This window comes from Streptomyces sp. NPDC000880 (assembly GCF_053599675.1).
Window position 1 is genome coordinate 16,343 of record NZ_JBSFMS010000035.1, and the last position, 23,872, is coordinate 40,214.

Consider the following 23,872-nt stretch of genomic DNA (forward strand, 5'->3'; position numbering starts at 1 on the left):
GTGACAGCGCGGGCCGGGTCCGGCCCTCGTCGGGGCTCCGCACCGGATCCCGTACGGCAGTGCCAGGCCGCCGTGCCGACCCGGGCGGGTGCGCGAGCGCGCCCGTGACCGCCGTCGCCGAGGCGACCGTGATCACCGGATCGGCGTGGGTATCGCGTCCGGACGCCGCGGATGAGCATCAGTCCTTGTCGGCGGCGGGTCAACACGCTTCAATGCGGGATGACACGGCGCTGTGGACACTGCGGCCGGGATGTGAACACCTCCGTCCCGCTCCACCTGGACGCCGGTCGCCGCCCACCCACAGCGGCTCGCCCCCGTCGTAAACGCTCACTTAATTCCCGCAAGTCGCTGGAGGAACCATGGGGCACACCGAGGCCGATCTGGCACAGGTGCTGCACACCGGCCCGTTCCATCTGGCGCTGCGCGCTGCCCTCGCGGTGCGCGGGCTGCCGCTCCAGCGCGTCCAGCACCATCTCGCGCACCGCGGGATAAAGGTGGGCGTGACCAGCCTCAGCTACTGGCAGCAGGGCGCGCGCCGCCCGCAGCGCCCCGAGTCGCTGCGCGCCGTGCGTGCTCTGGAGGACGTACTCGAACTGCCCGGGAACTCGCTGATCCGGCTGCTCGGCGTCGGCGAAGGCGGCACCCGAACCGATGTCGAGCGCCCCGCTACGCGCTCCTACCGCTCACTGGTGGGGACCTCCGGCGCGGTGGAGCAGGTGCTTGCCGAGCTCGAGTCGCCGGCGGACGGCGGGCTGCACACGGTGGGCCACCACGAGCGGGTACGGATCGGGGCGGGGCGCGAGCTGCTGGGGCGCGATTCGGCGCATGTAGTACGCGCCCACCGCGACGGCATCGACCGCTATCTGGCCATTCACCACGGCAATCCGGGCTGCGATCCCGCGCGGGTGGAGGTCAGCGCGCTGGAGAACTGCCGCACGGGGCGGGTGCGGTGGCACCGGGAGACCGGGGTCCTGATCGCGGAGCTGCTCTTCGACGCCCGGCTGCGCGCGGGTGAGACGTACCTCTTCGGCTACGGCTTCGAGGACGGGACCGGCGGGCCGAGCGAGGAGTACGTCCGAGGCTTCAGCTTCGCGGGCGGGCAGTACGTCCTCCAGGTGCGCTTCGACGAGGCTGCGCTGCCGGTGCGGTGCCGGCGGTTCGCGCAGGCCACGACAGGAGTGCCGCGCGGCGCCAGGACGGATCTGACACTGAGCGGCCGGCACCGTACGGTCCATCTGGTGGAGCAGGGCGTACGTCCGGGGATCCTGGGGATCGACTGGGACTGGGACTGACGCTCGCGTTTGTGGTTCACGCCTCCGGGCCGGCGACGAGCTTGCCGCCCTCGGCCTTGATCGGCACCTCGGGGAGCGGCACGGTCGCCGGGCCATGGAGCGCCTTGCCGGTGGTGACGTCGAAGCGGCTGCCGTGGCAGGGGCAGTTGCCTTCGGTGCCCTCGACCTTGTCGAGAACGCAGCCCGCGTGCGTGCACTGCGCACTGAATGCCTTGTACTGGCCCTTGGCCGGGCAGCTCACGACCAGGCGCTGCTCGCGGTAGAGCTTGGCGCCGCCGACCGGGACGGCGTCGGCCGCGCCGAGATCGACGGGCGCGGTGGGTGTGGGGTTCTCTGCGTGGCCGAGCTTCGACTCGGTGGAGCAGGCCGCGACCCCCAGGCCGGCCGCCCCGGCGAGGGCGGCGCCTTTCAGCACGGTACGGCGGGCGGCTGGCTGGCCGGACATGGAAACTCCACTGATCAGTGCGTCGGTGACAGACCCGACGATACCGGCGGAGATCGGCGGCCCACCTGGCGGGCTCCCTGTTGCCCCCGGAAGCTATGGGTTACGTTCTCGCCGTGATCGTCGTCGCCGGAGAGTCCTTGATCGACCTGGTCCCGCAGGGGGACTGCGACCCGCTGCCCATGCTGCTGCCGCGGCTCGGCGGCGGACCGTACAACACGGCTGTGGCGCTCGGCCGGCTCGGCGCGACGGTCGGCTTCTGCTCCCGGGTTTCGACGGACGGCTTCGGCGAGGCGCTGCTGGCCGGGCTGCGTACCGCGGGGGTCGGGACCTCCCTCGTCCAGCGCGGGCCCGAGCCGACGACGCTGGCGGTCGCGAGCATCGGCGCGGACGGCTCCGCCGGGTACCGCTTCTATGTGCAGGGCAGCGCGGACCGGCTCTTCGAGCTGCCGCCCCAACTGCCGGACTCCGTACGGGCACTGGCACTCGGGACCTGCTCGCTGGTGCTGGAGCCGGGCGCGACCGCGTACGAAGCGCTGCTGCGACGGGAGGCGGGACGCAGGGTCTTCACGCTGCTCGACCCGAACATCAGGGCCGGTCTGATCCCGGACGCGGACGCCTACCGGGCGCGCTTCGCCGGCTGGCTGCCGTATGTGTCGCTGTTGAAGCTGTCCGAGGACGACGCCCGGTGGCTCGGCGGCGTGCCGGAGGGGCCCGCGGCGGTGGTGCTGACGCGGGGTGCGGCGGGGCTGTCGGTACGGACGCGGGGCGGGCTTGAGGTCTCGGTCCCGGCCACGGCGGTGACCGTCGCGGACACGATCGGCGCGGGCGACACGGTGAACGCTGCCCTGCTGCACGGCCTCGCGGCCCGGGACGCCCTGTCTGCGAACGCCCTGGCCGGTCTGGGCGCGGAGGGATGGCACGAGGTGCTGCACTTCGCGTCCCGGGCTGCGGCAGTGACCTGCTCCCGCACGGGCGCGGAGCCGCCGTACGCGTCGGAGCTGAACGGCTGAACGGTTCCGTCCTCGATCTCCCCCGGACGAAGTCGGGGGAGATCGAGGACACAACGGCATCCCCGGTCAGGCCTTGCGGGCCCGGCTGGTCCGCGCCGTCGCCGTCTTCTTGGCAGGGCTCGCCTTCGCGGCCACCGCGTTCTTCGCCGTGGCGGGCTTCTTGGCCGCCGCCTTCTTCGGCGCCCTGCGCGCCGCCGGCACCACCGCGTCGCTGATCCGCTCGGCGTCCAGGATGTCCCGCAGGAACTTGCCGGTGTGGCTGGTCGGCACCCCCGCAACCTGCTCCGGGCTGCCCTCGGCGATGACCAGACCGCCGCCGCTGCCACCCTCCGGGCCCATGTCGACGACCCAGTCCGCGGTCTTGATGACGTCCAGGTTGTGCTCGATCACGATGACTGTGTTGCCCTTGTCCACCAGGCCGGACAGCACCTTGATCAGCTTGCTGATGTCCTCGAAGTGCAGACCGGTCGTCGGCTCGTCCAGGACGTAGACCGTGCGGCCGGTGGAACGCTTCTGGAGCTCCGAGGCCAGCTTCACGCGCTGGGCCTCACCGCCCGAGAGCGTCGGCGCGGACTGGCCGAGCCGCACATAGCCGAGGCCCACCTCGTGGAGGGTCTTCAGATGACGGGCGATCGTCGGGACGGCCGCGAAGAAGTCCAGCGCCTCCTCGATCGGCATGTCCAGCACCTCGGCGATGGACTTGCCCTTGTAGTGGACCTCCAGGGTCTCGCGGTTGTAGCGCGCTCCGTGGCAGACCTCACACGGGACGTACACATCCGGCAGGAAGTTCATCTCGATCTTGATCGTGCCGTCGCCCGAGCAGTTCTCGCAGCGGCCGCCCTTGACGTTGAAGGAGAACCGGCCGGGGAGGTAGCCCCGGACCTTGGCCTCCATCGTCTCCGCGAAGAGCCTGCGGACATGGTCGAAGACGCCGGTGTATGTCGCCGGGTTGGAGCGCGGCGTACGGCCGATGGGCGACTGGTCGACGTGCACCACCTTGTCGACGAGGTCGTCGCCGTCCACCCGGGTGTGGCGGCCCGGCACCGACTTGGCGCCGTTCAGCTCGCGGGCCAGGTGGGTGTAGAGGATGTCGTTGACCAGGGTCGACTTGCCGGAGCCCGAGACACCGGTGACCGCGGTGAGCACGCCGAGCGGGAACGAGACGTCGATGTCGCGCAGGTTGTTCTCGCGTGCGCCGTGGACCGTGAGCTGACGGGTCGGGTCCGTGGGCCGGCGGATGTCGGGCGTCGCAATGGACCGCTTACCGGCGAGATACTGCCCGGTCACCGAGTCCTTGTTGGCAAGGAGCTCCTTCAGCGAGCCGCTGTGCACGACCTTGCCGCCGTGCTCGCCGGCGCCGGGGCCGATGTCGACGACCCAGTCGGCCATCTTGATGGTGTCCTCGTCGTGCTCGACGACGATGAGGGTGTTGCCCATGTCACGCAGCCGGACAAGGGTCTCGATGAGCCGGTGGTTGTCGCGCTGGTGCAGGCCGATGGACGGCTCGTCCAGCACGTACAACACTCCGACGAGGCCGGAGCCGATCTGAGTGGCGAGCCGGATGCGCTGGGCCTCGCCACCGGAGAGCGTGCCGGCCGCGCGGTTCAGCGAGAGGTAGTCGAGGCCGACGTCGACCAGGAACTTCAGCCGTTCGTTGACCTCCTTGAGCACCCGCTCGGCGATCTTCTTGTCGCGGGCGTTCAGCTTCAACTCGCCGAGGAAGTCCGCGCACTCACTGATCGACATCGCGGCGATGTCGGCGATGGACTTCTCCATCACCGTGACCGCGAGGACGACCGGCTTCAGCCGGGTGCCCTGACAGGTCGGGCAGGGCACCTCGCGCATATAGCCCTCGAAGCGCTCCCTGCTGGAGTCACTCTCTGCCTCGCTGTGCCGCCGCTTGACGAACTGCACGGCCCCCTCGAAGGCTGGGGTGGTGTAGGCCCGCTCCCGTCCGTATCTGTTGCGGTAGCGGACCTCGACCTGGGTCTTGTGTCCGTACAGCAGGGCGTTCTTGGCGCGCTGCGGCAGCCCGGCCCAGGGCATGTCGGTGGAGAAGCCGAGGGCATGAGCGAGACCGCCGATCAGCCGCCCGAAGTACTCCTTGGTGTGGCCGTGCGACCAGGGGTGGATCGCGCCGTCGTCGAGGGACCTCTCTTCGTCCGGGACGATCAGCTCGGGGTCCACCTCCATGCGCGTGCCGATGCCGGTGCAGTCGGGGCAGGCGCCGAACGGTGAGTTGAAGGAGAAGGAGCGGGGCTCCAGCTCCTCGAAGGACAGGTCGTCGTACGGGCAGTAGAGATGCTCCGAGAACATCCGCTCGCGCTCGGGGTCGTCCTCGGGGAGGTCGACGAAGTCGAGGATGACCATGCCGCCGGACAGCCCGAGCGCGGTCTCCACCGAGTCGGTCAGCCGGCGCTTGGCGCTGTCCTTGACGGTGAGGCGGTCGACGACCACCTCGATGGTGTGCTTCTCCTGCTTCTTCAGCTTGGGCGGATCGGCGAGCTGGATCGTCTGTCCGTCGACCCGCGCCCGGCTGTATCCCTTGGTCTGGAGGTCGGCGAAGAGGTCGACGAACTCGCCCTTGCGATCGCGCACGAGGGGCGAGAGGACCTGGAAGCGGCTGCCCTCGGGCAGCTCCAGCACCTTGTCGACGATGGCCTGCGGCGACTGGCGCGAGATGGGCCGGCCGCACTCGGGGCAGTGCGGCTTGCCGATACGGGCGAAGAGCAGCCGGAGGTAGTCGTAGACCTCGGTGATGGTGCCGACCGTCGAGCGCGGGTTGCGCGAGGTCGACTTCTGGTCGATGGAGACGGCCGGGGAGAGGCCCTCGATGAAGTCGACGTCCGGCTTGTCCATCTGGCCGAGGAACTGCCGGGCGTACGAGGAGAGCGATTCGACGTACCGGCGCTGCCCCTCGGCGAAGATCGTGTCGAACGCGAGGGACGACTTGCCCGACCCGGAGAGCCCGGTGAACACGATGAGGGAGTCACGCGGGAGGTCGAGCGAGACGTTCTTGAGGTTGTGCTCGCGAGCGCCACGAACGATGAGACGGTCGGCCACGCCGGTCCGCACCTTTCTTGAGAGAAGCGGGGGGGCAAAGCCCCCGTCCCAGACTATGGGGGCGCCGGATCGTTTGGATTCCAAGCTGTGAAATGCCTGCTGCAACCAGGATGCCTCCACCGAGCCTATAGCACGCGCATTCGAATTACGGCCACGCTCTGCCACCTTCACCCGATCGAGTGCCCGGGCTATCGTCGGCCCCATGATCGATCCCTTGCGTGACCTGGCCTCTGTACGTGAAGCCACCGATCGGCTCCTGACCGCAGCCGCCGGTCTTGACGACTCCGGGGGCGCCGCGCCGTCCCGGCTCCCGGGCTGGAGCCGCGGCCATGTGCTGGCCCACCTCTCCCGTAACGCTGACGCGCTCGTAAATGTTCTCGAGGGCCGCCCGATGTATGTGAGCTCCGAGACACGCGACACCGACATCGAGCGGGACGCGCACCGCCCGCTCGCCACCCAGCTCGCCGACGTACGCGAGAGTGCCGCCCGTTTCCAGTCCGCGTCCGCGGTCCCCGCCGACTGGAGCCGCACGGTCGAGCTGCGCAACGGCATCAAGGACGCCGCGGCCGGCGTCCCCTTCCGCCGGCTTGCCGAGGTCGAGCTGCACCACGTCGACCTGAACATCGGCTACGAGCTGGAGGACCTGCCCGAAGAATTTACCGACCGGGAGATCGTTTTCCTCGCCCAGCGCTTCTCCGGGCGCGCGGACGTCCCGCCGACCCGCATCGTCGCGGCCGGCAAGGCCTCCGGCGACGGCTCGGCCGACGCCTCGGGCGAGGGCTCCGGCGAGTGGCACACGGGCGGCACGGAGGGCGCCCCGGTGACGGTCACCGGCCCCGCCCCCCCACTTCTCGGGTGGCTCGCCGGCCGCCGCGACGGGTCGGATCTGAACACCGGGGGAGGCCTGCTTCCGGCGCTGCCGCCGCTATAGGCTGACCCCATGACATACAGCGGAGTGGTGAAGGTCGGCGGCGCTGCGGATGTGCACGAACTCCCAGACTTGATGATCTCCAAGGTCGCGGTCGGCCCGATGGACAACAACGCCTATCTGCTGCGCTGTCGGGCCACCGACGAGCAGTTGCTGATCGACGCGGCCAATGAGCCCGAGACGCTGCTGAGGCTGATCGGCGACGACTCCATCGCGTCCGTCGTCACCACCCACCGCCACGGCGATCACTGGCAGGCGCTGGACGACATCGTCCGCGCGACCGGTGCCCGCACCTACGCCGGCCGGTACGACGCCGAGGGCATCCCCGTCCCGACGGACGTGCCCGTCGAGGACGGGGACACGATCCGGGTGGGCCGCGTCGAACTGACCGCCCGTCATCTCGTGGGGCACACCCCCGGCTCGATCGCCCTGGTCTACGACGACCCGCACGGCCACCCGCACGTTTTCACGGGCGACTGCCTCTTCCCCGGCGGGGTGGGCAACACGCACAAGGATCCCGAGGCCTTCGCGAGCCTGATCAACGACGTCGAGACGAAGCTCTTCGGCCTGCTTTCGGACGAGACCTGGGTCTACCCGGGGCATGGCAAGGACACGACGCTGGGTGACGAGCGGCCGCATCTGCCGGAGTGGCGCAAGCGCGGGTGGTAGCGCGCTCGTTGCGTGCTCCCGTTCCCCGGTCTCGTTCCCTGCTCTCGTTCCGTCCGGGCTCTCGTACGCCGCCGCTCCCTTCGCTGCCGTCCGCCGACAGCACTTACGGCGGGTCGGTCCGCGTGGATGGGTCCGGGGCGCCGGATCACCGTCACGTACTGAGAACCGGACGGAGCGGTCGCCATCCGGCAACCGCTCCGTCCCGGTACGTGACACCCCCTGCGTCCTACCGCTGCCGGGCCTCGACGCCGTCCTTCCGGGACTCCTCGTCGGCCTCGGCCGCTTCCCTCTCCGCCTTCCTCTTCGAGGCGATCAGGCTGGTGATCGTGGTGACGATCAGCACGCCACAGATGAACGCCAGCGAGAACGGAATCGAGATCTCGGGGACATGCACCCCGCTCTCGTGGAGGGCGTGCAGCACCAGTTTGACGCCGATGAAGCCGAGAATCACCGACAGGCCGTAGCTGAGGTGGACCAGCTTCCTCAGCAGGCCGCCGATGAGGAAGTACAACTGGCGCAGGCCCATCAGGGCGAAGGCGTTCGCCGTGAAGACGATGTACGGGTCCTGGGTCAGGCCGAAGATCGCGGGGATGGAGTCCAGCGCGAAGAGCACATCGGTGGTGCCGATGGCGAGCATGACCACCATCAGCGGGGTCATGACGCGCTTGCCGTTGTTGCGGATGAAGAGCTTGGTGCCGTGGTACTTGTCGGCGACGCCGAAGCGCTTCTCGATGGACTTGAGGAGGCGGTTCTCCTCGAACTCCTCTTCCTCCTCGTCGGAGCGCGCCTCCTGGATGAGCTTCCAGGCGGTGTAGATGAGGAACGCGCCGAAGATGTAAAAGACCCAGGAGAAGCTGGCGATGATCGCGGCGCCGGCGGCGATGAAGATGGCGCGCAGGACGAGAGCGATCAGCACGCCGATGAGCAGCACGCGCTGCTGGAGGTGGGACGGCACCGCGAACTTCGCCATGATCAGGACGAAGACGAAGAGATTGTCGACGCTCAGCGACTTCTCGGTGATGAAGCCCGCGAAAAACTCTCCCGATGCCTGGCTCTCACCGAATACCAGCAGGCCGAGGCCGAAGAGAGCGGCCAGGACGATCCAGACGACCGTCCAGATTCCGGCTTCCTTGATCGACACGTCATGGGGCTTGCGCCCGATGAAGAAGTCGACAGCGATCAGAGCACTCAGACCAAGAATGGTCAGCGTCCACATGGTCAATGAAACGTCCACTGCGCCTCCGGCGTCGTACGGCTACTGATCAGCGTCGTCGCTGCCGGAGGTCTCCTCCACCCGAGCGGCTCTGCCGCACGGGCCGGCGCCCCGGGACCCCGGTATCGGTCCGTACTGACGGGAACGCCGCAGCCGGGAGTACTCCCCTCCGCTCAAAGGAGCGTACAGGAATCCCCAAGAGAAGGTAAAGTGCTTGGTAAAGCGGGCTTCAAATGTGCAGGTCAGCGACGCCAGGAGCGACGGGCTGCGGCCACTTGGTCCAGCACCTGGCGCAGCACGGCGCTGTCCGGCGGCACCGTGAGCGGCTCGTAGGTCCAGGCGTGCCGGACCCACGGGTCGGCCAGATGGTCGTCCGGGACCGGGGTGATGCGCAGCAGCGAGCGCCAGAGCGGGTCGAGCACCGGTCCGTACGCGCTCGCGTCCTCGCGGTCCGCGACCATCAGCAGATGGACACCGACCGCCGGGCCCTCGTCGGCGAGGTAGCGCAACTGGGTGACCGCGCGGTCGTCGAAACCGTGCGGGAAGTCGTTGACTATCAGCAGCTGCTCCGCGATGTCCAGGTCGGGCGGGAGCGAGTCGGCCGCACCGCCGCGGACTGCCATCGTCACCAGGTCGACCCGCTGGGTGAGCTTGGCAAGCGTGTCGCTCACGCCCTGCGCGCCGACCGCCGGCGGACCGGCGAGGGCCCCGGAGCCGACCAGCGGGGCGAGCGAGGGGGCCGCGGTGCCCGCCGGGTCGATGACGTGAACCGTGAACTCGCCCGGTGGGTAGACCGCGAGCAGCCGGGCCGCGTTCGCGACCGCGCAGTCCAGGGCGAGCCTACGCAGGTGTGCCTCGTCCAGCACGATCGCCGCCTCGGAACCGGAACGTCCGCTGTCCACCCACAGCCCCCGCTCCAGCGGCAGCCGCACCAGGAACGGTATGCGCAGCTCGGGGCTCTCGGGCAGAGCGAGATCGCCCAGGCGCAGCGCCATCGGGATCTCCATCGGGACGCGGTACGCATGCCAGGCCGGATTGTCCCAGCGGGCGAAGGCGGGCGGCAGCGCGGGCTCAACGACCTCGGACTCGGCGGTGAGCTGGGCCAGGTCTCGGTCGAGGACCTGACGGGCCCGGTCGGTCAGCTGCCGGCACTTTGCGCGGGCCGCCTCGCGGGTGGCGTCCCCGGCGCCGCCGATGCGGCTGCGCGGGTCGGAGAGCACCTGGTCGAGCTCCTGGTCCAGTCGGGTCTCGGCGAAATCGACGGCGCTGCGGTACGCGGCGACGCTGCGGGCCAGGTCCTCGAACATGCCCCAGATCTGGTTGTAGAGACGCTCCTCCATGGACCAGCCGGTGGCGTCGCCCGCGACGGGCGGGGCCGGCTGCCCGGGCCGGGCGGGATGGGCGGCCGGGGGCGACGGCGGGGGCGCGACGGACTGGCGCCGCGGGTGCGCGTAGTTGATCGGCCCGCCCGCGTGCGGGGGGTCGGGCGTGGGTGTCTGCTGGGAGCCCGCGCCGCCTGACTGGGCGCCGGCAGCCAGAAGCGTCGCGTCCGGCCCGGTTGTCTGATTCGGCCGCGGTGTGGCAGGCCTGGTGTACGCGCCGTCGGCGCCGCCCGTACGCAGCTGCGCCGGCTCCGCCCGGGGGGCCGCCACCGTCTCCTGGATGCCGGCGGCCGTCTCGCGGGCCGTGTGCAGCCCCTGGTCGGCCAGCAGCTCCGCGAGCCCGCCCGCGTACCCCTGACCCACCGCGCGCACCTTCCAGGCACCCTGGCGGCGGTACAGCTCGACCGCGACGAGCGCGGTCTCGGCGTCCAGGCCGGTGATGGTGAAGCTCGCCAGCCCGGCTTCGTCCTGGCCGGTGACGGCCAGGAAGGGGGCCGCGGTGGCGCCGAAGTGGGCCGGTCCCCCAGCGCCTTCGGGGAGGGCGAGCAGCACATTGACCTGGTGCACCGCGTCGGGCACCGCGTCCAGGTCGACGGTGAACCGGGGCGCTTCGGTGGCCCGCCGGGACACCTCGATGCCGGGCAGCGTGGGTGCGCCGGGGTGTGCGATCCACTCGTCCCGCACGGCTCCCCGCGGGTCGGAGCAGGTGGCGCAGGCCACGACCGGATGGCCTGCCGACACCCGGATCTCCAGGCGGGTGTGGGGCAAGGGGTGGTTCTGCCCCCGGACCAGCTCGGCCGTCATCGCTCTGTCCCCTCAGTGCTGTGCGGTGGTGGTGAGCGGTGCAGCTCCCGGCGGGCCGGTTCCTCCGGGAGCTGCGTGTCTTCCGTACGCGCCGCGCCTACAGGTGCGGCAGGATCGCCGGCATCAGGTCCTGGAAGGTACGGCCGTTGGTCGGGGTGCCGACGGCGGTCATCTGCCAGCCGCCGCCCACGCGGTGCACCTTCGCCATGATCTGAGCGGTGTACTGACCACCGCCGGTGAGCGTGTAGCGCGCCAGCTCCTGGCCGTTGGTCTCGTCGACGATGCGGCAGAACGCGTTCTGCACCTCTGCGAAGGTCTGCCCGGTGAAGGAGTTCACCGTGAAGACGATCTGGTCGATGTGGACCGGCACCCGCTGGAGGTCGACGAGGATGGCCTCGTCGTCGCCGCCCGAACCCGCTCCACCGACCAGGTTGTCTCCGGTGTGCCGGACCGAGCCGTCGTCGCTGACGAGATGGCGGAAGAAAACCACGTCCACCGGCTTCTTGTCGGCGAACAGCACGGCCGATGCGTCGAGGTCGACCTCCCTCGTGCGCGACCCGAACAGTCCACGGCGAGGGGCAGCCTGCCAGCCCAGGCCCATCCGCACCGCACTCAGTTCGCCCCCGTCGGACTTCTGCAGGCTGATGCCCTGTCCCTTGGACAAGTTGACGCTCACGCGCTGTCCCCTCTCAGAACGTTCCCCTCGGCCGCCTGTCTGGGCGGTTGGACTGAAACCCTACGCAGTAGCGTCAACGGCGCAGCAGGAACGGCTCGTTTTTGTGTCGCTCTTGAAACACACCAGGTGCGTGGGGCTCAGGCGAGGCCCGCCTCCTTCATCTGGCGCAGCTCCTTCTTCAGCTCGCTCACCTCGTCACGCAGCCGCGCGGCGATCTCGAACTGCAGGTCGGCGGCCGCGGCCCGCATCCGGTCGGTCATCTCCTCGATGATCCCGGCCAGTTCGGCCGCGGGCCGGTCGGTGAGCACCTCACCCGTCTTGCCGCCCCGGCCGCCGAGCACCGGGACCGGCGCCTTGGCGCCTTTGCCGGGCTTGTCCGCCTTCGCCTGGCGGTAGCCGGTGCCGAGCAGCTCTTCGGTGTCGACTTCCTCGCGCGCGATGGTCGCGACGATGTCATTGATCTTCTTGCGGAGCGGCTGCGGGTCGAGGCCGCGCTCGGTGTTGTACGCGACCTGCTTCTCCCGGCGGCGGTTGGTCTCCTCGATGGCCTGGGCCATCGCCGGGGTGATGGTGTCCGCGTACATATGGACCTGGCCGGAGACATTGCGCGCCGCGCGGCCGATGGTCTGGATCAGCGAGGTGCCGGAGCGCAGGAAGCCCTGTTTGTCGGCGTCGAGAATGGCCACCAGTGACACTTCGGGGAGGTCGAGGCCCTCACGCAGCAGGTTGATGCCGACCAGCACGTCGTACTCGCCGGCGCGCAGTTCGCGCAGCAGCTCGACTCGGCGCAGGGTGTCGACGTCACTGTGCAGGTACCGGACCTGGATGCCCAGTTCGAGGAAGTAGTCGGTGAGGTCCTCGGCCATCTTCTTGGTGAGGGTGGTGACCAGGACACGCTCGTCCTTCTCGGTGCGCAGACGGATCTCGTGCACCAGGTCGTCGATCTGGCCCTCGGTGGGCTTGACGACGACCTCCGGGTCGACCAGTCCGGTGGGGCGGATGATCTGCTCCACGAAGCCGTCACCGCGGGAGAGTTCGTACGTCCCGGGGGTCGCCGACAGGTAGACGCTCTGGCCGATCCGCTTCTGGAACTCCTCCCACTTCAGCGGCCGGTTGTCGAGGGCTGAGGGCAGCCGGAAGCCGTGGTCGACCAGGGTCCGCTTGCGCGACGCGTCACCCTCGTACATCGCGCCGATCTGCGGCACGGTGACATGCGACTCGTCGATGACGAGGAGGAAGTCCTCGGGGAAGTAGTCGAGGAGGGTGTTGGGCGCGGAGCCGGGGCTCCGGTCGTCGAAATGCATCGAGTAGTTCTCGATGCCGGAGCAGGAGCCGATCTGGCGCATCATCTCGATGTCGTACGACGTGCGCATGCGCAGCCGCTGGGACTCCAGCAGCTTGCCCTGCTTGTCGAGTTCGGCGAGGCGCTGCTCCAGCTCCCCCTCGATGCCGTTGATCGCCTTCTCCATGCGCTCCGGGCCCGCCACATAGTGGCTGGCCGGGAAGACGTACAGCGAATCGTCCTCGCTGATGATCTCGCCGGTGAGCGGGTGGAGGGTGGAGAGCGCCTCGATCTCGTCGCCGAACATCTCGATGCGGACGGCGAGCTCCTCGTAGACCGGGAAGATCTCGATGGTGTCGCCGCGGACCCGGAAGGTGCCACGCGCGAAGGCCACGTCGTTGCGCGTGTACTGGATGTCGACGAAGCGGCGCAGCAGCTGGTCGCGGTCGATCTCCTCGCCGACCTTGAGGGGCACCATCCGGTCGACGTACTCCTGCGGGGTGCCGAGGCCGTAGATGCACGATACGGAGGCGACCACGATCACATCGCGACGGGTGAGCAGGGAGTTCGTCGCGGAGTGGCGCAGCCGCTCGACCTCTTCGTTGATCGAGGAGTCCTTCTCGATGTAGGTGTCCGATTGTGGGACGTACGCCTCGGGCTGGTAGTAGTCGTAATACGAGACGAAGTACTCGACGGCGTTGTTCGGCAGGAGCTCGCGGAATTCGTTCGCCAGCTGGGCGGCCAGGGTCTTGTTCGGCGCCATCACCAGGGTGGGGCGCTGAAGCTTCTCGATCATCCAGGCGGTGGTCGCCGACTTGCCGGTACCGGTCGCACCGAGCAGGACGACATCCTTCTCACCTGCGCGGATGCGCCGCTCCAGGTCGGCGATGGCCGTCGGCTGGTCGCCGCTGGGCTGGTAGGGACTGACGACCTCGAAGGGCGCCACCGTACGTTCGATCTGGGAAACGGGCCGCATGGATCCACCGTACGACCCACCACTGACAACCGGAGGCGATCCGCTGTGGCGTCAGGCACTTACCAGTCGCGGGACCGTTGCGAGCCCCGGCGGGCGGACCGGTCGGCGGCCCAGGCCGGGGGCTGTCCCTGCCGCTGCCCGGTGCGCTGCGCGGGCACTCCGGGGCGGGCGGGAACCCCCTGGGCGGCCCGCCGCCAGTCCGGCGTGCCCATGACGAGCAGCGGGTCGAACATCACCACCACTCCGGCGAGGAGCAGGAAGACGACCGGGCCGACCAGCATGGGCGCGAGCAGGGTGGCGGGCGAGTCGCCGGTGCCGGCCGAGCCGGCCGCCCCGTGCAGGTGGACGCTGACCGCGGCCATCCCGGTGTAGTGCATGCCGCTCACGGCGACGCCCATCATCAGGCTGCCGCCCAGGCTCGCCAGGAAGCCGTGGACCGATACGGCCGCCCAGAGTGCCGAGGTGGCGGCCACGACGGCGATGACCACGGAGAGAACGACGGTCAGGGTGTCGTACTCGAGGCGTCCCTGCAGTCGCATTCCGGCCATGCCGAGGTAGTGCATGGAGGCCACCCCGAGGCCGGTGATCGTGCCGCCGGTGACCAGGGCCATGGGGGTCGCGCCGCGGTATCCGACGATGAAGATCCCGATGCCGACCATGACGATGGCGACCGCCAGGCTGGCGAAGGTCGTCGGTCTGTCGTAGCCGATGGGGGCCTCGGCGACGGTGAAGCCCATCATCGCGATGAAGTGCATCGTCCAGATGCCCGAGCCGATCGCGGTCGCGCCCAGGGCGAGCCAGCCCGGCTTGAAGGAGCGCCCGTTACGGATGGACCTTGTGGTGCAGCGGAGGCCGAGAGCCCCGCCGAGCCACGCCATCATGTAGGCCACCACGGGCGTGACGAGGCCGTAACTGAATCCGTCGACAGTCCCCTGCATGCCGGTTAGCCCTTCGCTCCTTGTGATCCCCGCGATCCCTGACGGAACGTCTGGTCCGGGGGCGAGAGTAGGGCTCTCGCCACTGTAAGAAAACAATTGAACAGCGATTTATCGACACAGAAACTGTCACGCGATGCGTTCCGGGCGGATCCGTTCACGTTCTGGCCATACTTCGCCTGTTCCTCGTTGGCCGTCAACTGCCACCCCCGGCCCGTCCGCGACCCGACACCGTGAGGAGTCCAGGTGTACGCACGACCCGTCGCAGCAACGGCCGCCGCCGTCCTGGGAGTCGGCGCGCTACTGCTCCCGGGCCCCGCGACCGGGGCCGCCGAGGCCGCGGCCCAGACCGCCGGCCCGGCACGGTGAACCCCTTGTGATCGCCCACCGCGGCGCCTCCGCGTACGCGCCCGAGAACACTGGCGCGGACCACCAACGTGGCGCAGCGCTTCCCCGGGCGCGGGCCGGGGAAGATCAAGGACTTCACGGCCGCTGAGATCGCCACGCCGGACGCGGGCAGCTGGTTCGGCGCGAAGTGGGCGGGGGCGCGGGTGCCGACGCTGAACCGGGTCGACGACAACGGCCAGAAGTTGCTCCTGGAGATCAAGAAGCCCGAGGCCTACCCGGGCATCGAGAAGGACACCCTGCGGGTGCTGCGCGAGGAGGGCTGGCCCGACCACCTCCACATCAAGCACAGACTGGTCATTCAGAGCTTCGGCGCGGACAGTGTGAAGGCCGTGCACCCAGCAGCGGCCCGACATCACGACCGGCTTCCTCGGTACGCCCGGGGTCGGGGTGAACGGCATCATCACCAACAACCCGGACGTCGTACGGGACGCGGTGGACTGAACCGGCACTGTCAGTGCCCGGTCGTACGGTGGTTCGCATGAAGAGCTTCGAGTGGACCGTCGTGGGAGCGGACATCGGGCCGCTGCTGCTCGCCGCCACCGAGGACGGCCTGGTGAGCGTGGTCTTCCATGCCGACGCGGCGATACGGGACAGGGCGCTCGGGCAGCTGGCGGGGCGGCTCGGCGCTGAGCCGGTTCAGGACGCGGCAGGCCTGCTGGCCGAGCCGATACGCCAGCTGGACGCGTATTTCGCGGGCGGGCTGCGGGAGTTCGACATGCGGCTGGACTGGTCGCTGTCCGGCGGGTTCAACCGGCAGGTGCTGCGGGAACTGGCGGACGGCGTGCCGTACGGCACGGTCGTCGGGTATGGCGACCTGGCGGCCCGGGTGGGCCGGCCGGGCGCCGCCCAGGCCGTGGGCGCGGCGATGGGCTCCAATCCTCTGCCGGTGGTGGTGCCGTGCCACCGCGTGGTGGAGACGGACGGCGGGCTGGGCGGGTTCGGGGGTGGCCTGGAGACCAAGCGGAAGCTGCTGGCGCTGGAGGGGGTGCTGCCGGAGCCGCTGTTCTGATGGGGGCCTGCGCCGAGGCACCCGGCCCGGATGCGGAGGAATGCGGTTTCGTACGCGCGTACGGGCTGACACACTGCGCCAGTGACCACGAGCCCTGACGCGCCTGCCATATCCACCGATATATCCGATATGCCCGCCGCGGTCGTCGCGGGAGCAGTCTCCCCTGCCGCGGCCGCCGGGCGCCCGGCCGGGCTCGCGACCGCCTCCCTGGCCGGGGTCGCGCCCCCTTGTGGAACGGCGTGCGCACGGTGACGTCGATCGACAAGGCCGCGGCTCCCGCGCCGGTGTCGGCCGACGAGCTGCCCGCGCTGCGGCGGCGGATCACCGCGGTGCTCATCGCCAGCCAGATCCTCGGCGGACTCGGCGTCGCGACCGGGATCGCGCTCGCCACCGTGCTGGCGCAGCAGGTGAGCGGGGCCGAGGCACTGTCCGGTCTTGCGCCGACCGCCACCGTGGCCGGGACCGCGCTGCTGTCCATGCCGCTGGCCGCGCTGATGACGGCCCGCGGGCGGCGGCCCGGGCTCGTACTCGCCTACCTGCTCGGCGCGTTGGGCGCGAGCGTGGTCGTGCTGGCCGCGGTCGTCGGGAACTTTCCGCTGCTGCTCCTGGGCATGGCCCTTTTCGGCGCCGGCTCGTCGGCGAATCTGCAGGCGCGCTTCGCGGCCGCCGACCTGGCCGAGCCAGAGCGACGCGGCCGGGCCATCTCCAATGTCGTGTGGGCGACCACGATCGGCGCGGTGCTCGGCCCCAATATCGCAGCGCCCGCGGGCCGCAGCGTGTCCGGGCTCGGGATACCGGCGGCCGCGGGGCCGTTCTTCTGGGCGGCCGGGGTGTTCCTCGTCTCCGGGTTCATGGTCCTCGTCCTGCTGCGCCCCGATCCGCTGCTGACCGCCCGCGCGCTGTCCCCCGCCGACCGCTCCCCCGAGGGCCGCTCACTGCGGGCCGGAATGCGGGCCGTGCGCGAGTCGCCGATGGCCCGGCTGGCGCTGGTCACCGTCGCCGTCTCGCACACCGCGATGGTGTCGATCATGTCGATGACCCCGGTCGCGCTCAGCCACCACGGCGCGGGCATCCAGCTGATCGGCCTGGTGATCAGCGGCCATATCGCGGGCATGTACGCGTTCTCGCCGGTGATGGGCTGGCTCGCGGACCGGGTCGGCCGGCTCGCGGTGATCGGCCTCGCGGTGGGGCTGCTCTGCTCGGCCGCGCTGCTCGCCGGTACGGCGGGGGCGAGCCACGGGCAGACCGCCGCCGGGCTCTTCGTCCTCGGACTCGGCTGGTCGGCGGGCCTGGTGTCCGGCTCCACGCTGCTCACCGACTCCGTGCCGCAGCCCGCCCGGGCCGCCGTGCAGGGCCTGTCCGACCTGACCTCGAACACGGCGGCGGGACTGGGCGGCGCGGCCGCCGGACTGATCGTCGCGCAGGCGAGCTACGGCTGGCTGAACGTGGTCGGCGCCTGCCTGCTGCTGCCGATGGCCGCACTCGCGGTACGCAGAGCGCTCAGCTGACCGTTCCGCTCCCGCCACGGGCCCGGAACTGTCCGGCCGGCCGTCAGCAGGCTGAGCACTTTGGTTCGGGTTTGGGCGCGGCACTCCCGTGCCAGGGATGGGACATGCTGCTGACCACGGAAGTGACGGAAGTATCCGCGGAAGTACAAGAAGCGCTCGCCGCGCACCAGCCCGTCGTGGCCCTGGAGTCGACGATCATCGCGCACGGACTGCCGCGTCCGCGCAATCTGGCCGTCGCCGAGGAGCTGGAGGCGATCGTACGGTCCGGCGGCGCCGTCCCCGCCACCATCGCAATACTGGATGGAATGGTCCATATCGGCCTGGACAAGGGACAGTTGGAGCGGGTCGCCGGAGACGACGACGTACGCAAGCTCGGGCAGCGGGACCTCGCGCCCGCGCTGGCGGCCGGGGTGAGCGGGGCGACGACCGTGTCGGCGACGGCCTTCCTGGCAGCGCGGACCGGGATCCGGGTCTTCGCGACCGGCGGACTCGGCGGAGTGCACCGCGAGTGGACCGAGACGCAGGACGAGTCCGCGGATCTGCGGGTGCTCGCGCAGACCCGGATCGCGGTGGTGTGCGCGGGCGTGAAGTCGGTCCTTGACGTGCCGGCCACGCTGCAGCGGCTGGAGACGCTGGGCATCGGAATTCTCGGGTACGGCACCGACCGGTTCCCCGGCTTCTATCTGACCTCCTCCGGGCAGCCGGTCGACTGGACGGTCCGTACGCCGGAGGAGGTGGCGGAGGTGATCCGGGCGAAGGAGGCGCTGGGCGGGCCGGATTCGGCGCTGATCGTCGCGAATCCGGTCCCGGGGGCGGAGCAGCTGGATCCGGCGCTGCACGACCGGGTGCTCGGCGAGGCGCTGGACGAGTGCCGGGAGCGGGGCATCAGCGGCCAGGCCGTGACGCCGTTCCTGCTCGACCATCTGATGCGGCGGACGGAGGGGGCTTCGCTGGAGGCCAATGTGGCGGCGGTGCGCGGGAACGTGGGGCTGGCGGCGCGGATCGCGGCGGCGCTGTGACGGCCGCCGCCGGGTTACTGGTCATCGGCGATGTGGTCACTGATGTCGTGGCCCGGCACGGGGCGCCTCCACCAGCTTCCGGCCTGGCAGACCCCCATCTCACTTCGTTCGCCCGGGGCACGGACACGGCGGCCCGGATCCGCATCCTGCCGGGCGGGGCAGGGGCCAATGCGGCGTGCTGGGCGGCGCGTTGGGGCTGCGCGGACGTACGTCTCCTCGGCCGGGTCGGCCGCGACGAGGCGGGCTGGCACGAGTCGCGGCTGCGCGCCGCGGGCGTACGGCCGCTCCTCATCGCGGACGCCGAGGCCCCGACGGCCACAGTCATCGCGCTGGTCGACGCGACCGCCGAGCGGACGTTCCTCACCGACAGCGGTGCGGTGCTGCGTATCTCCCCTGCCGACTGGTCGCCGTCGCTGCTCGACGGCGTCGGCCATCTGCACCTCTCCGGCTACCTCCTCTTCTCCCCCTCCAGCCGTCAACTGGCCCGGCTCGCCCTGGAGTCGGCGCGGGCCGGCGCCGTCACGGTGAGCGTGGACCCGGCCTCGGCGGGTTTCATCGCGGAGCTGGGCGTGGACCGCGTGCTGGCAGCGCTCGCGGGCACGGACGTGCTGTTCCCGAACGCCGACGAGGCACGCCTCCTCACCGGCCTGCCCGACCCGGCCGACGCGGCCGCGAAGCTGAGCCGCCTTGTCCCGCTGACCGTCGTCACGCTGGGAGCGGACGGCGCGCTGGTCGCCGAGTCCGGCACGGTCACGGCGCGCGTCCCGCCGACCCCGGCGGTCGCGGTGGACTCGACGGGCGCGGGCGACGCCTTCACCGGCGCGTTCCTCGCCGCCCGGCTGGCCGGGGCGGACGCGGCGACGGCCGGGGCGGAGGGCTGCCGGGCGGGCGCGGAGGCGGTGACGCTGATCGGCGGGCGCCCGCAGAGCCCGGGGGGAGGCTGAGCGGAGGGGACCGCACAGCCCGGCCTGAGGCTCAGCGAAGGCCGCCCCACGCGGGGTGACGCGGATCATCGGCCCGCACGACCGCATCGGCGGCCTCCGCCGGCCCCACCTCGTCCTCGTACCGCCCGAAGGCGGGCAGTGTCCAGTGCTCGCTCTCCGGCGTATGCCGCCGCAGCGCGGCGGGCGAGAGCCGCAGATGCACGCTCAGGTCGAACGGGAACCAGTGCCCGAGCAGAAACGGCCCGTGCAGCAACAACACGCCGCCGGGAGGGAGTTCTACACGCGGACTGCGCGTCGCCCGGTCGGTCAGCGGATCCCAGAGATCGGGCAGCACGCGCCCGCTGCCACCGGCCTCCAGGGGCCCGAAGACCTCCCGCCACAGCGCCCCGGTGTCGAACCAGCCGCTGTAGTACGTATCGGGGTCCTCGCGCCCGTACTCGTACCGAAGCGAGGCGGGCCGCAGAAACCCACTCGTCCCGGCCACGAGCACGCTCCGCCCGCGCAGCCGCAGCGCCTCGGCGACCCGCTCGGCAAGCTCCCCGGTCCGCGCGGCGGGCGCCCCGTCGACGCCGACCCGCAGCCAGGGGCTGCCGTCCTCGGCCTTCCCCGCCATGATCCGGTCGGCCAAGGCCTCGGTCAGCCGCTCCCAGGTGATCGCTTCGAGTCGCACCCCTCCATCATCGCCTTGTCGGTCTCCAGCGCGGCAGGGACATGGACAGGAAGCCGTATACCGGCTCCGACCCGCTCCAGGATCCGCACCCGGGCCCTCGGCCGCGACCATCACCGTCACCCCGCAGGACTGCCCCCGACTACCTGCTACTTGCCGGCGCAGGGCGGGGCGTCCGCGTCGACGGACAGCGGGCTGCCGGCGGGCAGCAGATACGTCACGTACAGCACCACCGGCTCGCTGCCCAGGTTGCGCCCGATGTGCCGGTGCGTCGCGCCGGAGGGCTCGATGAACGCCGTACCGGCAGGAGTCACCTCGACGGAACAGTCGTCCAGAGTCCGGGTCAGCGTCCCGGACTTGACGACGGCAAGGAGTTGCCCGGGGTGGTGGTGCCAGCCGGTGGAGCCGCCCGGGGCCACCGTGATCGTCCGTACGACCACATCGGTACGGCCGTTGGTCTTCAGCTTCAGCGTCTCTTGGGACACGCCCTGCGCGAGCACCGTCCCCGAGACGCCGCTGCCGGGCGTGGCGTTCGCGGCGGACGGTACTGTCGCGAGCGCCGCCAGGCACCCGACCAGGACCATCGCCGTACGCGTACGCCCCTGCCGCTGCCCCTGCTTCCCGCTCCCCATGATCTGGCCGAACCCCATGGAACCCCTCCGACTCCTCGGCGCGGCCCCGGCGTTCCCTTGCGAACAGCCGCCCGCACTGTCGCCAAAACCGCCCCAAGGTACGCGATACGCAGGCCCGTCCCGTACGCTGACGAACTCGACGCCGCAGTCCGCCGCATCGGCAGCTTCCTGAGTGGATACCGCCAGTGACCCAGTGCTCGTCATCGCGGTCATAGGCACCCTGCTGGGCTCGGTGGCCACCCACTTCTTCCTTTGCGGCAGACCGCGGAGCGCACCGCTGCCCTCACCCGTGCCGAACAGTTGCGCCAGGAGCGGATCTCCGCGTACAGCGCCTTCGCGGGCGCGCTCGTCGACTACCGGCGCGGCCAGAACGGCCGCTGGCACCGGGCGCAGGAGTCACCGGGCAGCGCGGTCGCGGAGGAGGCCCGCATCGACTCGTACCAGCTGCGCTCGGCGGCCCATCAGGCGCTGATCCGCGTCCAGTTGGTCTGTGACGACGTCCAGGCGCTGGAGCCGGCCGCGTCCGCCTTCGAGGTGACCAACTGCATGCACGAGGCGCCGGACGAGGCGGACCGGTCGCAGCGTTCGGAGCAGGCCCGCGAGACGCTGTCCGAGCTCATCGGGGCGGCTGCGCCGGGCGTGCGCTGAGCGTACGCATCGGCCGGCCGGCGAGATACGCGGCGATGTCCTCGACGGCCTGCTGAAAGTATCCCTCGTAATTGCGCCGGGTGACATAGCCGAGGTGCGGCAGGCCGAGGAAGTTCGGCGCGGTGCGCAGCGGGTCGCCGACGGGCAGCGGCTCGTTCTCGAAGACATCGGATCCCGCTCCGGCGATCCACCCGTCGTGCAGGGCCTGTACGAGCGCGGCCTGGTCGACGATCGCGGCCCGCGAGGTGTTGACGAGATATGCGGTGCGCCGCATCCGCTTGAGCTCGCTCGCCCCGATCAGACCGCGGGTGCGGTGGCTGAGCTGCAGATGTACGGAGACGAAGTCGCCGGCTTCGAGCAACTCCCCGAGGGAGTACGCGCGTACGACTCCGTGCTCGGCGGCCCGGTCGTTGTCGAGGTTCTGGCTCCAGGCGATCACCTCCATGCCGAAGGCCTGGCCGACGCGGGCGACTTTCGCACCAATCTTGCCGAGGCCGATGAGGGCGAGCCGGCGGCCGTGAAGATCGGCGCCGACCGTGGACTGCCAGGGGCCGTTCTGGTGGAATGCCGAGCCCTCCCGCACCACATGGCGGGCCAGACCGAGGATGAGCGCCCAGGTCAGCTCGACGGGCGGTTCGGAGTTGCTGGCGGTGCCGCAGACGGTGACGCCGTGCCGGGCCGCTGCTTCGAGGTCAATGGAGGCATTGCGCATACCGGAGGTGATCAGCAGCTTGAGGCGCGGCAGGCGAGCGAACAGCGATCCGGGGAAGGGGGTCCGTTCGCGCATCGCGACCAGGATCTCGCAGTCGCCGACGGCTTCGGCCACCTCGTCCTCGGACGTGAAGTGGCTTTGCACCGACCGGACTTCGACCTCGGGCGCGAGGGCCGGCCAGTCCGCCATGGAGAGCGCGACGCCCTGGTAGTCATCGAGCACGGCACAGTGCAGTAGCGTCATGGGAGCGGAGCGTACCTGGTGGGTACCCTCCGGGCATGGACCTGGTGGTGATCGAACCACTGAAGGAGCGGCACTGCGCGGAGTGCCGTAAGGGGCCTCTTCCGCTGCATCTGCTGGAGTTCAACGCCCCGGTCTGTCTGGTCTGCGCGGACCTTGCCCACCTGGTGTATCTGCCGCGGGGCAGTGCGGCGCTCACCCGCCGCGCCCGCGAGGCGAGTTCGCTGTGCGCGGTGGTGGTCCGCTTCAACCGCCGCCGCAAGCGGTACGAACGCCAGGGGCTGCTCGTCGAGGGGGCGGCGCTGGCCCGGGCCGAGTCGGCGTGCCTGGCGGACGCGGACGCGCGGGCCCGCCGCCGCGAGAGGGACGCGCTACGCAGGGCGGCCGAGGACGTGCGGTTCACCGCAGGCCTCACCGCCGAGATCCTGCGGCTGTTCCCCGGCTGTCCGCCCGCCCGCGCCCAGGACGTCGCGGCGCACGCCTCGGTGCGCGGCAGCGGCCGGGTGGGCCGCACCGCGGCGGGCCGCTCCATGGAGGTGGGCGCGGTGACGGCCGCGGTGCGGGCGTCCGTACGGCATCTCGATACGGAGTACGACGCCCTGCTGATGGCCGGGGTCGCCCGCCACGAGGCACGTACGCGGGTGGCGGCGGTGATCGAGGGAGTGCTCGCGTCCTGGCGCGCCTGGGCAGAGCGCCAGGACTGGGCCGAGCGCCCGGACTAGGAGGAGCGGCGAACCGACTCCTGGGCGGGCCGGGAGCGGCGGTAGAGCACGATGCCGCCGAGCAGCATCGCGGCGCCGGCGGGCACGGCGTACGCGACCGGTCCGGCACCGGTGTGGGCGAGGGCCACGTCGGAGCCGGGTGTCTCGTGCTGCGGCGGCGTTACGGCCCTCGGCGGGGTGGCGGGCCGCGGCCGGACGGGCGGCTTGCCGGGGGCGTTGGATGAGGAGTTGCCGACTGCGGCGTTCCCGATGCCGACGATGTTCACGGAGTTCCCGGTGACGTTGACGGGAATATCGACGGGGACCTGAACCCTGTTGCCGGACAGGACACCGGGCGAATCCTTTCCGCCACTTTCGGCGGTGGCGCCGGAGGACCCGGCCTGCGAACCACCACCGCCCTGACCGGCGTTGGTGCAGGAGTTTCCGGCCGCCGGGTTGAGCAGTCCGACGACATTGACCGTGTTGCCGCACACATTGACCGGGACGTTCACGGGAAGCTGCACCGTGTTACCGGCCAGCAGTCCCGGCGAACGGGCCGCACCGCCATCCGCGTTCGAGTCGGCGTGCGCGTTGCCTGCCATGGCGAGCGCGCCACCCGTGAGCATCACGGTGGCCAGACCCTTTCGGTGAACCTGCCTCATGGGTTCCCTGCCTTCAAGAGACGTTCACGGGCACTCGCCCGCACCGG

Annotated in this window: 21 protein-coding genes and 1 pseudogene; 11 read left to right on the plus strand and 11 right to left on the minus strand. The window is 70.7% G+C overall.

The window, feature by feature from the left end; translation table 11 throughout:
* The first annotated feature begins 359 nt into the window (after positions 1–359).
* Positions 360–1,292 (plus strand): hypothetical protein, encoded by a 933-nt coding sequence (locus ACWDO5_RS14535; protein WP_450530620.1) that lies wholly within the window; start codon positions 360–362, stop codon positions 1,290–1,292.
* Positions 1,293–1,308: 16 nt separating this feature from the next.
* Here ACWDO5_RS14535 and ACWDO5_RS14540 read toward each other — a convergent pair whose 3' ends face one another.
* Positions 1,309–1,737 carry a Rieske (2Fe-2S) protein gene (locus ACWDO5_RS14540; RefSeq protein WP_450530621.1) on the minus strand — a complete coding sequence of 143 codons (429 nt, stop codon included), beginning with the start codon at positions 1,735–1,737 and terminating at the stop codon, positions 1,309–1,311.
* Positions 1,738–1,850: 113 nt separating this feature from the next.
* Here ACWDO5_RS14540 and ACWDO5_RS14545 point away from each other — a divergent pair, with 113 nt between their 5' ends.
* A complete protein-coding gene (locus tag ACWDO5_RS14545) occupies positions 1,851–2,747 on the plus strand; it encodes a carbohydrate kinase family protein (RefSeq protein WP_450530622.1) in 897 nt (298 codons plus the stop codon).
* Positions 2,748–2,813: 66 nt separating this feature from the next.
* Here ACWDO5_RS14545 and uvrA read toward each other — a convergent pair whose 3' ends face one another.
* Positions 2,814–5,810 carry an excinuclease ABC subunit UvrA gene (gene uvrA / locus ACWDO5_RS14550; protein ID WP_450530623.1) on the minus strand — a complete coding sequence of 999 codons (2,997 nt, stop codon included), beginning with the start codon at positions 5,808–5,810 and terminating at the stop codon, positions 2,814–2,816.
* A 202-nt stretch (positions 5,811–6,012) separates the two neighbouring features.
* Between uvrA and ACWDO5_RS14555 the strand changes: the two genes are divergently transcribed.
* Positions 6,013–6,741: a maleylpyruvate isomerase family mycothiol-dependent enzyme gene (locus ACWDO5_RS14555; protein WP_450530624.1), complete on the plus strand. Its 729-nt coding sequence runs from the start codon at positions 6,013–6,015 to the stop codon at positions 6,739–6,741.
* 9 nt (positions 6,742–6,750) lie between these two features.
* Positions 6,751–7,407: an MBL fold metallo-hydrolase gene (locus tag ACWDO5_RS14560; protein ID WP_450530625.1), complete on the plus strand. Its 657-nt coding sequence runs from the start codon at positions 6,751–6,753 to the stop codon at positions 7,405–7,407.
* Between the two features lie 226 nt (positions 7,408–7,633).
* Here ACWDO5_RS14560 and ACWDO5_RS14565 read toward each other — a convergent pair whose 3' ends face one another.
* The 5 genes from ACWDO5_RS14565 to ACWDO5_RS14585 all read right to left on the minus strand — a co-directional run bounded on the left by ACWDO5_RS14565 (position 7,634) and on the right by ACWDO5_RS14585 (position 14,678).
* Entirely contained in the window at positions 7,634–8,641 is a 1,008-nt protein-coding gene (locus ACWDO5_RS14565) for a TerC/Alx family metal homeostasis membrane protein (RefSeq protein ID WP_450530626.1), read from the minus strand.
* A gap of 221 nt (positions 8,642–8,862) precedes the next feature.
* Positions 8,863–10,806 (minus strand): TerD family protein, encoded by a 1,944-nt coding sequence (locus tag ACWDO5_RS14570; RefSeq protein WP_450530627.1) that lies wholly within the window; start codon positions 10,804–10,806, stop codon positions 8,863–8,865.
* 97 nt (positions 10,807–10,903) lie between these two features.
* Entirely contained in the window at positions 10,904–11,482 is a 579-nt protein-coding gene (locus ACWDO5_RS14575) for a TerD family protein (RefSeq protein ID WP_450530628.1), read from the minus strand.
* A 137-nt stretch (positions 11,483–11,619) separates the two neighbouring features.
* Entirely contained in the window at positions 11,620–13,740 is a 2,121-nt protein-coding gene (gene uvrB / locus ACWDO5_RS14580) for an excinuclease ABC subunit UvrB (protein WP_450530629.1), read from the minus strand.
* A 59-nt stretch (positions 13,741–13,799) separates the two neighbouring features.
* Positions 13,800–14,678: an MHYT domain-containing protein gene (locus tag ACWDO5_RS14585; RefSeq protein ID WP_450530630.1), complete on the minus strand. Its 879-nt coding sequence runs from the start codon at positions 14,676–14,678 to the stop codon at positions 13,800–13,802.
* A gap of 243 nt (positions 14,679–14,921) precedes the next feature.
* Here ACWDO5_RS14585 and ACWDO5_RS14590 point away from each other — a divergent pair.
* From ACWDO5_RS14590 to ACWDO5_RS14610, 5 genes and pseudogenes are all read left to right on the plus strand, one after another.
* Positions 14,922–15,524: pseudogene (locus ACWDO5_RS14590) on the plus strand (glycerophosphodiester phosphodiesterase family protein).
* A 37-nt stretch (positions 15,525–15,561) separates the two neighbouring features.
* Positions 15,562–16,092 carry a methylated-DNA--[protein]-cysteine S-methyltransferase gene (locus ACWDO5_RS14595; protein WP_450530631.1) on the plus strand — a complete coding sequence of 177 codons (531 nt, stop codon included), beginning with the start codon at positions 15,562–15,564 and terminating at the stop codon, positions 16,090–16,092.
* Between the two features lie 248 nt (positions 16,093–16,340).
* The gene (locus ACWDO5_RS14600; RefSeq protein ID WP_450530651.1) at positions 16,341–17,600 is read left to right on the plus strand and encodes an MFS transporter; all 1,260 of its coding nucleotides are present in this window, start codon (positions 16,341–16,343) and stop codon (positions 17,598–17,600) included.
* A 104-nt stretch (positions 17,601–17,704) separates the two neighbouring features.
* Positions 17,705–18,619, plus strand: a complete 915-nt coding sequence (locus ACWDO5_RS14605; protein WP_450530632.1) for a pseudouridine-5'-phosphate glycosidase — start codon at positions 17,705–17,707, stop codon at positions 18,617–18,619.
* Positions 18,616–19,563: a carbohydrate kinase family protein gene (locus ACWDO5_RS14610; RefSeq protein WP_450530633.1), complete on the plus strand. Its 948-nt coding sequence runs from the start codon at positions 18,616–18,618 to the stop codon at positions 19,561–19,563. Before ACWDO5_RS14605 ends, ACWDO5_RS14610 begins: the two co-directional genes overlap by 4 nt.
* A 31-nt stretch (positions 19,564–19,594) precedes the next feature.
* Here the strand turns inward: ACWDO5_RS14610 and ACWDO5_RS14615 are convergent, their stop codons facing one another.
* Together ACWDO5_RS14615 and ACWDO5_RS14620 are read right to left on the minus strand one after the other, a co-directional pair.
* Positions 19,595–20,233: a uridine kinase gene (locus ACWDO5_RS14615; RefSeq protein ID WP_450530634.1), complete on the minus strand. Its 639-nt coding sequence runs from the start codon at positions 20,231–20,233 to the stop codon at positions 19,595–19,597.
* A 146-nt stretch (positions 20,234–20,379) separates the two neighbouring features.
* On the minus strand, positions 20,380–20,814 hold the full coding sequence (locus ACWDO5_RS14620) for a cupin domain-containing protein (protein ID WP_450530652.1): 435 nt from the start codon (positions 20,812–20,814) through the stop codon (positions 20,380–20,382).
* 300 nt (positions 20,815–21,114) lie between these two features.
* Here ACWDO5_RS14620 and ACWDO5_RS14625 point away from each other — a divergent pair, with 300 nt between their 5' ends.
* Entirely contained in the window at positions 21,115–21,510 is a 396-nt protein-coding gene (locus tag ACWDO5_RS14625) for a hypothetical protein (protein ID WP_450530635.1), read from the plus strand.
* Here ACWDO5_RS14625 and ACWDO5_RS14630 read toward each other — a convergent pair.
* Complete coding sequence (locus ACWDO5_RS14630; RefSeq protein ID WP_450530636.1) at positions 21,479–22,465, minus strand: D-2-hydroxyacid dehydrogenase family protein; 987 nt, start codon at positions 22,463–22,465, stop codon at positions 21,479–21,481. The two genes, ACWDO5_RS14625 and ACWDO5_RS14630, sit on opposite strands and share 32 nt — an antisense overlap.
* 35 nt (positions 22,466–22,500) lie before the next feature.
* Here ACWDO5_RS14630 and ACWDO5_RS14635 point away from each other — a divergent pair, with 35 nt between their 5' ends.
* Positions 22,501–23,184 carry a DUF2293 domain-containing protein gene (locus tag ACWDO5_RS14635; RefSeq protein WP_450530637.1) on the plus strand — a complete coding sequence of 228 codons (684 nt, stop codon included), beginning with the start codon at positions 22,501–22,503 and terminating at the stop codon, positions 23,182–23,184.
* Here ACWDO5_RS14635 and ACWDO5_RS14640 read toward each other — a convergent pair.
* Complete coding sequence (locus tag ACWDO5_RS14640) at positions 23,181–23,825, minus strand: chaplin (protein WP_450530638.1); 645 nt, start codon at positions 23,823–23,825, stop codon at positions 23,181–23,183. The genes ACWDO5_RS14635 and ACWDO5_RS14640 overlap by 4 nt on opposite strands.
* Positions 23,826–23,872: the final 47 nt, after the last annotated feature.

Excerpts from the sequence above, each read along its gene's own strand:
- ACWDO5_RS14640 (WP_450530638.1), bottom strand. The coding sequence starts at position 23,825 with ATGAGGCAGGTTCACCGAAAGGGTCTGGCCACCGTGATGCTCACGGGT.
- ACWDO5_RS14560 (WP_450530625.1), top strand. The coding sequence starts at position 6,751 with ATGACATACAGCGGAGTGGTGAAGGTCGGCGGCGCTGCGGATGTGCAC.
- ACWDO5_RS14635 (WP_450530637.1), top strand. The coding sequence starts at position 22,501 with ATGGACCTGGTGGTGATCGAACCACTGAAGGAGCGGCACTGCGCGGAG.
- ACWDO5_RS14555 (WP_450530624.1), top strand. The coding sequence starts at position 6,013 with ATGATCGATCCCTTGCGTGACCTGGCCTCTGTACGTGAAGCCACCGAT.
- ACWDO5_RS14630 (WP_450530636.1), bottom strand. The coding sequence starts at position 22,465 with ATGACGCTACTGCACTGTGCCGTGCTCGATGACTACCAGGGCGTCGCG.
- ACWDO5_RS14605 (WP_450530632.1), top strand. The coding sequence starts at position 17,705 with ATGCTGCTGACCACGGAAGTGACGGAAGTATCCGCGGAAGTACAAGAA.
- ACWDO5_RS14540 (WP_450530621.1), bottom strand. The coding sequence starts at position 1,737 with ATGTCCGGCCAGCCAGCCGCCCGCCGTACCGTGCTGAAAGGCGCCGCC.
- ACWDO5_RS14535 (WP_450530620.1), top strand. The coding sequence starts at position 360 with ATGGGGCACACCGAGGCCGATCTGGCACAGGTGCTGCACACCGGCCCG.
- uvrB (WP_450530629.1), bottom strand. The coding sequence starts at position 13,740 with ATGCGGCCCGTTTCCCAGATCGAACGTACGGTGGCGCCCTTCGAGGTC.
- ACWDO5_RS14595 (WP_450530631.1), top strand. The coding sequence starts at position 15,562 with ATGAAGAGCTTCGAGTGGACCGTCGTGGGAGCGGACATCGGGCCGCTG.
- ACWDO5_RS14570 (WP_450530627.1), bottom strand. The coding sequence starts at position 10,806 with ATGACGGCCGAGCTGGTCCGGGGGCAGAACCACCCCTTGCCCCACACC.
- ACWDO5_RS14620 (WP_450530652.1), bottom strand. The coding sequence starts at position 20,814 with ATGGTCCTGGTCGGGTGCCTGGCGGCGCTCGCGACAGTACCGTCCGCC.
- ACWDO5_RS14585 (WP_450530630.1), bottom strand. The coding sequence starts at position 14,678 with ATGCAGGGGACTGTCGACGGATTCAGTTACGGCCTCGTCACGCCCGTG.